The following is a 3,428-nucleotide window of genomic DNA, read 5'->3' as shown; positions in this document are numbered from 1 at the left end:
AACCTCTCCGATGCGATGCGCCGACACCCAGAATGTTTTGACAATCTTTATGTAAGCATGGTACAGGCTGGAGAAGTGGGTGGGGTACTCGATGAAGTACTCAATCGTCTGGCTAAAGTACTTGAAGATATGTCGCGGCTTAAAAACCAAGTTAAAGGGGCGATGGCATATCCCGTTGCTGTAGGGATTTTGGCAATTATTGTCTTCTTGGGAATGACAATTTTCTTGATTCCAGTATTTGCGGGTATTTTCAAAGGTTTGGGGACGGAGCTACCCGGTTTAACCTTGTTTATGTTAGGGGTGAGTGGAATTTTAACTAGTTGGATGGTAATTATTCCGATCGCGGTCGTTGGCGGATTAATTTTCGCATATAATCAATATTACAAAACCACGATCGGTAAACTGACAATGGATCGGTTTTTCTTGAAAATGCCCATCTTAGGTGACTTAAATGAAAAGTCTGCCACTGCAAGATTCTGTCGAATTTTTGGTACCTTAACTAGATCGGGCGTACCGATTTTAAACTCGCTGGATATCGTTCGCGATACGGCTGGGAATCAAGTTATTTCTAATGCGATCGAGAAATCTAAAATCGAAGTTCAACAAGGTGGGATGTTAAGCAATGCCCTCCAACGAGAAAAAGTTTTCCCATCGCTAGCAATCCAAATGATTAGTATCGGCGAAGAAACTGGAGAATTGGATTCGATGATGATGAAAGTTGCTGACTTCTATGAAGATGAAGTAGAACAAGCTGTTAAGGCTCTTACCAGCGTCCTCGAACCAATTATGATGGTATTCCTTGCAGGGATGGTAGCCGTAATTCTACTTTCGATGTATCTACCAATGTTTAAAGTATTCGAGAAACTCGGCTAAGGTCGAAAGCTCACAGCTTATTGGATTAACTATTAGTCACTTATCTGGGTAGAGAGATGAATTTCATCTCTCTACCTAATTATTAGATACTTGTGATGTGTATCTATTAGCCGCTCGACTGTCAACTGTCAACCGATCTAATATGTCTATTAATAAATCAGATTACGAACAACTTTTAGCTAAATACAGCAATCATATTGAAGCAGTAGAATTACTCAAACAATATCGTCCATATCTCGAAATGATTCCTAGCATTAGACGATCGGAAGAAAGTTTGATTACCATGCCTTTACCCATTGTTAAACTACGAAAAGTTGCCGTCGCACAACTCAACCAATTTTCTCCAATTACGACAACTTCTAAAACGATCTTACTACCCTGCGATCTTGCTTATTTAATGTGCGATCCTGAGTGGAAAATTAAGATGGGTGGCGAAATTATTATTTTCATCCATCGTCCCGAAGAAGATTTTTCCGATTTACTGGCTCGGTGGCGACAAACTCAAGTATTATTAGACCACGATTATGAATGGGTAATGTCGCAATATTATCGGCACATTATTAGCGAAAGTGCCGAGCATCTGTATCCATTATTCGTTCTACACCCTCAAACATCCGAACAGATCGAAAAGGGATTGACTGGGGCGCACTTGCCATTTGTAATCGCCCACGATCGATCGACATCTGTTGCTGAATTGGCTCTACCTGAATCTCATTAATGCTTTTAGAAAATTAGAGCATAGGGAAAAGAGAGCTATTCTTTCGATCGCGCAATAATATTGAGTTTATCTGGATCCAATGCCCAGCGAAACTGACTTAAAATTCCTCGTAATAAAGCCACCTCATTGGGTGAAAGCTGAGTGCGATTGTACAGGCGGCGCAGTTTCTCCATTCGGTGCAGTGCAGTATGTGGAAATAGATAGCCAATATCTAATAATAAAGTTTCTAATTGTTGATAGTAACCTTCTACTAATTCTACAGGTGCGACATCCAATTGTAAGGGGATCTGCTGGCGTGCGCCTAGCCTCTGCTCTGAAGCATCGACTGATAAACTTTCTTCACTACCATTACACATCTGCAATTCATAAGCACAAACGCCGACTGCTTGCGCTAAATTGAGAGAACTATACTCAGAGCCAACAGGAATCCGAATATAACGTGTCGCATAATTTAATTCGGTATTAGTCAAACCACTATCTTCGCGCCCAAATATTAAGGCTGTCGGCTCCGAACTTTCTACCAGCCAGGGTAAAGCTTGTCTGGGTGTCTCCAGTGCTGTCGGAATCGCCCTGTCCCTGGCAGTAGTGGCAATTACTCGCTTACAGCCTTGCAGCGCAGTTGGCAAGTCTGGGACGATTCTAGCTGCCTCTAATAGATCGATCGCGTGGACTGCCATTCTAGTGGCTTCTTCGCCCAATACTTCGCACTGCGGATTGACAAGCACTAGTTGTGTCAATCCCATATTTTTCATCACCCGCGAGATCGAGCCGATGTTTAGGGCACCCGCTGGCTCTACTAAGACAATCCGAATTCGATCGAGCGGTTTAATCACGGTACATTTATCGAGCGATAATTAAAATAAAATGCCAAAAAATCGATTGAAATCCGATCTACCCACTAAAGTCTGTCCGGTTTGTCAACGTCCTTTTACTTGGCGCAAGAAATGGGAAGATTGTTGGGATGAAGTCAAGTATTGTTCCGATCGGTGCCGGAGAAGAAAGGATGAGAGTAAGGAGTAAGGAAGATTAAAACTCTAATCACTATTCCCTATTCCCTATTCACTATCCCCTATTCCCTATCCCCTACATAAAAGCAGGTTGATGGCGAATGAGATTGAGAAACTCTTCGCGCGTGCGTTGGTCTTCTTGGAATGCACCCAACATGGCACTAGTCACCGTCCACGCGCCGGGTTTCTGCACGCCGCGCATGACCATGCACATATGGCTGGCTTCCATGACTACCGCCACACCTCTAGGTTCTAAGACCTCTTGCAGTGCTTCGGCAACCTGACGGGTGAGTCGTTCTTGGACTTGCATCCGGCGGGAATACATATCGACAATTCGAGCGAGTTTGCTCAAGCCAACTACTTTTTGGTTGGGGATGTAGGCAACGTGCGCGCGACCCATGAATGGCAACATGTGATGTTCGCACATGCTAAAAAAGTTAATATCCCGAACGAGTACCATCTCGTTGTGACCTTCATCAAAAATTGCACCGTTGATGATGTCATCTAGCGACTGATTGTAACCACTAGTCAGAAATCGCATCGATTCGGCTACCCGCTTGGGAGTCTTGAGTAAACCCTCTCGCTCTGGATCTTCCCCCACGCCTAGAATAATTTGGCGTACCGATGCCATCATGTCTTCGAGGCTGACTTCTTCCGGATCGTGAATTTTTACTGGCTCACCATTGTGTGTATTGCGATCGGGTCTAGTATTAATACTATTTAGTCGATCTTTGCCAGCAGAATTACCACTTTGAGGAGATGAAATAGTCATGTTTGGTCTGAATAGATATAAAAAAATAAAGGTAATCGAAGCGATTTGGTAGATGAAT

At 43.4% G+C, this 3,428-nt stretch carries 5 protein-coding genes; 3 read left to right on the top strand and 2 right to left on the bottom strand.

Features of this window, described 5'->3' with window-relative positions:
* Both RMO79_RS11925 and RMO79_RS11920 read left to right on the top strand, forming a co-directional pair.
* Positions 1 to 873: type II secretion system F family protein (locus tag RMO79_RS11925; protein WP_310483386.1), on the top strand; the 873-nt coding region annotated here is incomplete at its 5' end.
* Positions 874 to 1,015: 142 nt separating this feature from the next.
* Positions 1,016 to 1,591, top strand: a complete 576-nt coding sequence (locus tag RMO79_RS11920; protein WP_310483385.1) for a hypothetical protein — start codon at positions 1,016 to 1,018, stop codon at positions 1,589 to 1,591.
* Between the two features lie 35 nt (positions 1,592 to 1,626).
* Here RMO79_RS11920 and RMO79_RS11915 read toward each other — a convergent pair whose 3' ends face one another.
* Positions 1,627 to 2,424 carry an RNA methyltransferase gene (locus RMO79_RS11915; RefSeq protein WP_310483384.1) on the bottom strand — a complete coding sequence of 266 codons (798 nt, stop codon included), beginning with the start codon at positions 2,422 to 2,424 and terminating at the stop codon, positions 1,627 to 1,629.
* Between the two features lie 31 nt (positions 2,425 to 2,455).
* Between RMO79_RS11915 and RMO79_RS11910 the strand changes: the two genes are divergently transcribed.
* Positions 2,456 to 2,611 (top strand): DUF2256 domain-containing protein, encoded by a 156-nt coding sequence (locus RMO79_RS11910; protein WP_310483383.1) that lies wholly within the window; start codon positions 2,456 to 2,458, stop codon positions 2,609 to 2,611.
* Positions 2,612 to 2,674: 63 nt separating this feature from the next.
* Here RMO79_RS11910 and folE read toward each other — a convergent pair whose 3' ends face one another.
* Positions 2,675 to 3,370 (bottom strand): GTP cyclohydrolase I FolE, encoded by a 696-nt coding sequence (folE, locus tag RMO79_RS11905; RefSeq protein ID WP_310483387.1) that lies wholly within the window; start codon positions 3,368 to 3,370, stop codon positions 2,675 to 2,677.
* Positions 3,371 to 3,428 lie beyond the last annotated feature (58 nt).

The sequence above is a fragment of the Chamaesiphon sp. VAR_48_metabat_403 genome (assembly GCF_031422475.1).
Taxonomy (GTDB): Bacteria; Cyanobacteriota; Cyanobacteriia; order Cyanobacteriales; family Chamaesiphonaceae; genus Chamaesiphon.
The sequence above is the reverse complement of the archived record's forward strand: the minus strand, read 5'-3'. Positions and strand labels throughout refer to the sequence as shown.